At 59.1% G+C, this 4,540-nt stretch carries 5 protein-coding genes; all 5 read right to left on the bottom strand.

The genetic code is table 11. The annotated features are described in order from the left end of the window. The coding region (locus EN893_RS19990; RefSeq protein WP_128361722.1) for a peptidase at positions 1 to 662 on the bottom strand (662 nt) is incomplete at its 3' end. Between the two features lie 132 nt (positions 663 to 794). Beyond that, on the bottom strand, positions 795 to 1,589 hold the full coding sequence (locus tag EN893_RS19985; RefSeq protein ID WP_127273300.1) for a transglutaminase family protein: 795 nt from the start codon (positions 1,587 to 1,589) through the stop codon (positions 795 to 797). Between the two features lie 85 nt (positions 1,590 to 1,674). After that, entirely contained in the window at positions 1,675 to 2,616 is a 942-nt protein-coding gene (locus EN893_RS19980; RefSeq protein WP_027036710.1) for an alpha-E domain-containing protein, read from the bottom strand. A 61-nt stretch (positions 2,617 to 2,677) separates the two neighbouring features. Then, positions 2,678 to 3,037, bottom strand: a complete 360-nt coding sequence (locus EN893_RS19975; protein ID WP_127270768.1) for a four helix bundle protein — start codon at positions 3,035 to 3,037, stop codon at positions 2,678 to 2,680. 54 nt (positions 3,038 to 3,091) lie between these two features. Further along, entirely contained in the window at positions 3,092 to 4,504 is a 1,413-nt protein-coding gene (locus tag EN893_RS19970; RefSeq protein ID WP_164749460.1) for a circularly permuted type 2 ATP-grasp protein, read from the bottom strand. Positions 4,505 to 4,540 lie beyond the last annotated feature (36 nt).

Here is a 4,540-nt window from a genome sequence, read left to right as displayed (position 1 = left end):
CGGTAATACTGGTCGTCCTGGCCGATCCGCTTCTTCAATCCGACCTTGAAGGCGTCCTTCTCCAGGAACAGCAGGTCGAGCGGCAAGCCGACGGACAGGTTCGACTTCAACGTCGAATCGAACGACACCAAAAGCAGCTTCACCGTCTCGGCGAGGCTCATCGTCTTTTCGTAGGCGCGGATGATGATCGGCTTGCCGTATTTGGTCTCGCCGATCTGGAAAAACGGCGTGTCATCGGTCGATTCGATGAAATTGCCTTCGGGATAGATCATGAACAGGCGCGGCTCGCTGCCCTTGATCTGACCGCCGAGGATGAAGGACGCATTGAAATAGGAATCCGCCTTCTCGCCAGCGGATGACGAATTGGCGATGACCTCCTTGACCGTGTCGCCAACAATGCGGACCGTTTGGTACATCGACGGCGTTTCGAGCAGCGTGGAATGTCTTTCGGAGATCGCCTTGGTGCGCTCGTCGAGCAGGCTGACCACGGCCTGCGTCGTCGCCAGATTGCCCGCCGACATCAAAACGATGACGCGCTCGCCCGGCTCTTCCCAGACATGCATCTTGCGAAAGGTGGAGATGGAATCCATGCCTGCATTGGTACGCGTGTCCGACATGAACACGAGCCCGCGATCGATCTTCAGGCCAACGCAATAGGTCATGGAATCTCTTCTAGAGCAATTCCAGGAAAAGTGTGAAGCGGTTTTCCGTCCGGAATTGCGTTAAAACAAGGGGATAGAGCGGTTCGGCGTTTCCTTGAAACGATGAATCGCTCGGCAGCAATCTTGCGAGGATTACTGCTCCACCGTGACGGTGACCGCAAGCTGTTCTTCCGCCTGTCCCAGCCGAATTCCCGACACCGGCGTGGCGTCGCGGTAATCGCGGCCCGTTGCCACCTTTACATAACGCTCGTCGGGTGAAATGCCATTGGCGGCATCGAAGGCAACCCAGCCGAGACCCGAAACATGCGCCTCGGCCCAGGCATGGCTGGCCGCCTGCTCGACCGTGGCTTCCAGCATCAGATAGCCGCTGACATAGCGGGCCGGAAAGCCCATGGCACGCGCCGCGGCGGCAAAGATATGGGTATGATCCTGGCAGACCCCGGTTTTCAGCGCCAAGGCTTCCTCCGCCGGCGTCGTCGCACTGGTGGTGCCGGGCGTGTAGACAACGCGCTCGCCGATGACAGCCATCAGCCGGTGCAGCCTTTCGATGTCGCTGCCCTTGCCGACCGATGCGGCGAGTTCGCGGATACCGCTGCCGATCACCGTCAATGGCGTCTCATGGCTGTACAGCCAGAGCGGCGTAAAGCCCTGGTGCGGCCCCGAGACACCCGCGGTGTCGCGTGTCACCACTTCGCCTGATGCTTCCACCGTGATGAAGTCGCGCTCGCCCTCGACGCTTAGCAGCCTTGTGTCATTGCCGAAATGGTCGACAAAGCGAACTTCTTCGCGCGCGCCTTCGATGGTCAAGGCCCAGGACAGAACGGTCTGCGTCGACCCGCTGACCGGAAGCAGCCGCAGCCGCTGCAACAGATAGTGCACCGGCGCGTCGTAGCGGTATTCGGTCCGATGGGTGATCTTCAGCCGCATGCTTCTATTCCGTTTGTGAGCACGATCTCCGGACAAACGGTTTCATTTGTCTGAGAAAACCGGCTCCCACCTTTCGGGACCATGCTCAATTGAACCGATAATCTTGTGCGATCTCTTCGCCCAGTTTGGTGTTGTCGCGAATGAAATTGGCAAGGAATTCATGCAGGCCGGCGTCGAATATGCCCTTGATCGACCCGGCTCTCAGCATTGTCTGCGTCTTCTCGGCCGTTGCGTGGCAGGCATGGCGCTCGCCGTAATCGTCGCCGAGGAATTTCAGATGCTCCGACAGGAAGCGATAGCAGAACATCAGCGAGCGCGGCATGCGGACATTGAGGATCAGATAATCGGCAATGTTGGTCGGCTTGTAATCGGCGTCGTAGACCCAGCGATAGGAGCGATGCGCCGAGACCGAACGCAGGATCGATTCCCACTGATAATTGTCGAGCGTCGAGCCGACCCAGGAGATCGACGGCAGCAGCACATAATATTTCACGTCGAGGATGCGCGCCGTGTTGTCCGCGCGCTCGACATAAGTGCCGAGCTGCGAGAAGTCGAAGATCTCGTTGCGCAGCATGGTGCCGTAGAACGAGCCGCGGATCAGCGCCGTCTCGCGCTTGATGGCGTCGAGTACGCTGGGCAGGTCGCGCTCGTCGATCGGCTTGGCCAGCATCCGCTTCAGCGACATCCAGGCTTCGTTGATGCTTTCCCAGGTTTCGCGCGTCAGCGCGGTACGCACCATGCGGGCATTGTTGCGGGCCGTCTCGATCGACGCCATCGTGCTCGACGGGTTCGACGTGTCGCGCAACAGGAAGTCGGCGACGTTGGCCGCGGTATAGTCAGAATATTTCTGGCTGAAGGTGACGTCGGAACCGGCGCTGAGCAGCACCGAATTCCACTCTTCCGAGGCACTCTGGGTACGAGTCAGCGCCATGCGCAAACCGGCATCGACCAAGCGCGCCATGTTCTCCGCCCGCTCGATATAGCGATTCATCCAGTAAAGCCCGTTGGCGGTGCGGCCGAGAAGCATCATCGTGCCCCGATTTCGAGCGAATAGCGAATAGTGAGTAGCGAATAGGGGAAAATCAGCTTCATGATTTTTGTTGCAAACTCCTGATCATGGAACGTAGCATTTTCCCGATCTCATCGGCCTTGCTAAGCAAACGCACCACCTCTGCTTCAACCATCAACCCTACTTTTTCAGACAAGATCAGGTGTGTTTCCAACTCTTTGAGAGATCCCTGCGCCATGCGCAGAAATTGAATGAATGATCCCGTACTCTCCCGCCCATGCCCTTCGGCGATGTTTGCTGCAATTGATACGGAAGACCGCCGCATCTGAGAGGTCATCCCGTAGATTTCGCTGCTTGGAAAGGCTTTGGTTACCGAATAGCAATCCACCGCCAACTCGACGGCCGCTTTCCAAACAATTAGGTCCCTGTAAGAATTGATCGCCGTCTTGCTGCCCTCCTTCCCCTATTCGCTACTCACTATTCGCTATTCGCTTTAATCATCCAGCACCCAAGTATCTTTCGTCCCGCCGCCTTGCGAGGAATTCACGACCAGCGAGCCTTCCTTCAGCGCGACACGCGTGAGGCCGCCGGGCACGATCTGGATGCGATCGGAGACCAGCACATAAGGCCTGAGATCGACATGGCGCGGCGCCAGCCCCTTTTCCGTCAGGATCGGGCATGTCGACAGCGCCAGCGTCGGCTGGGCGATGTAATTCGAAGGTTTTGCCTGGAGTTTCTTGGCAAAGGTCTCGCATTCCTTCTTGGTCGCAGCCGGCCCGACCAGCATGCCGTAGCCGCCGGAACCATGGACTTCCTTGATCACCAGCTCGTCGATGTGCTCGAGCACGTATTTCAGGCTGTCGGGCTCCGAGCAGCGCCAGGTTGGGATGTTGCCCAGGATCGCCTTGCGGCCGGTGTAGAATTCGATGATCTCGGGCATGTAGGAATAGATCGCCTTGTCGTCGGCGATGCCGGTGCCCGGCGCATTGGCGATGGTGATGTTGCCGGCCCGATAGACATCCATGATGCCGGGTATGCCGAGTGCCGAATCCGGTCGGAAGGTCAGCGGATCGAGGAAGGAATCGTCCACGCGTCGGTAGAGCACATCGATCTGCTTGTAGCCTTCGGTCGTGCGCATCGCGACATGGCCGTCGACGACGCGCAGATCCTGGCCTTCGACCAGCTGCACGCCCATCTGGTCGGCGAGGAAGGCGTGTTCGAAATAGGCGGAGTTGAAGCTGCCGGGCGTCAGCACCGCAATGGTCGGCGCGCCCTTGGTGCTTTGCGGCCGCACCGCCGCCAGCGACTGGCGCAGAAGCTGCGGGTAGTTTTCCACCGGCCGTACCTTGATCTTCTGGAACAGCTCGGGGAACAGCTGCATCATCGTCTCGCGGTTCTCCAGCATGTAGGAGACGCCCGACGGTGTGCGCGCATTATCCTCCAGCACGTAGAATTCGTCCTCCGAGATGCGGACGATGTCGACGCCGATGATGTGGGTGTAGACGCCGGCCGGCGGCCTGACCCCGATCATCTCCGGCAGGAAGGCCTCGTTCCTGGCGATCAATTCCCTGGGGACGCGCCCTGCGCGCAGGATTTCCTGGCGGTGGTAGATGTCGTCGAGGAAGGCGTTTAGCGCCTGCACGCGCTGCTCGATGCCCTGCGTGAGGCGCCGCCATTCATTGCCTGAAATGATGCGTGGAACGATATCGAACGGGATCAGCCGCTCGGAAGCTTCCTGCTCGCCATAGACGGCGAAGGTGATGCCGGTCTTGCGGAAGACGCGTTCGGCGTCCTGCATCTTCTCGGTCAGCCTGGCCGGATCCTGCTCCTTCAGCCAGCGATCATAAGCCGAATACGGTCTTCTCAATCCGGAGATTTCCGGAAGCATTTCATCGAACGCTGCCAATCGCATACTCCCCTGTGACGCCATTTCACTGACGTC

The sequence above is a fragment of the Mesorhizobium sp. M7A.F.Ca.CA.004.04.2.1 genome, from assembly GCF_004022825.1.
Taxonomy (GTDB): domain Bacteria; phylum Pseudomonadota; class Alphaproteobacteria; order Rhizobiales; family Rhizobiaceae; genus Mesorhizobium.
The sequence above is the reverse complement of the archived record's forward strand: the minus strand, read 5'-3'. Positions and strand labels throughout refer to the sequence as shown.

Excerpts from the sequence above, each read along its gene's own strand:
- EN893_RS19985 (WP_127273300.1), bottom strand. The coding sequence starts at position 1,589 with ATGCGGCTGAAGATCACCCATCGGACCGAATACCGCTACGACGCGCCG.
- EN893_RS19980 (WP_027036710.1), bottom strand. The coding sequence starts at position 2,616 with ATGCTTCTCGGCCGCACCGCCAACGGGCTTTACTGGATGAATCGCTAT.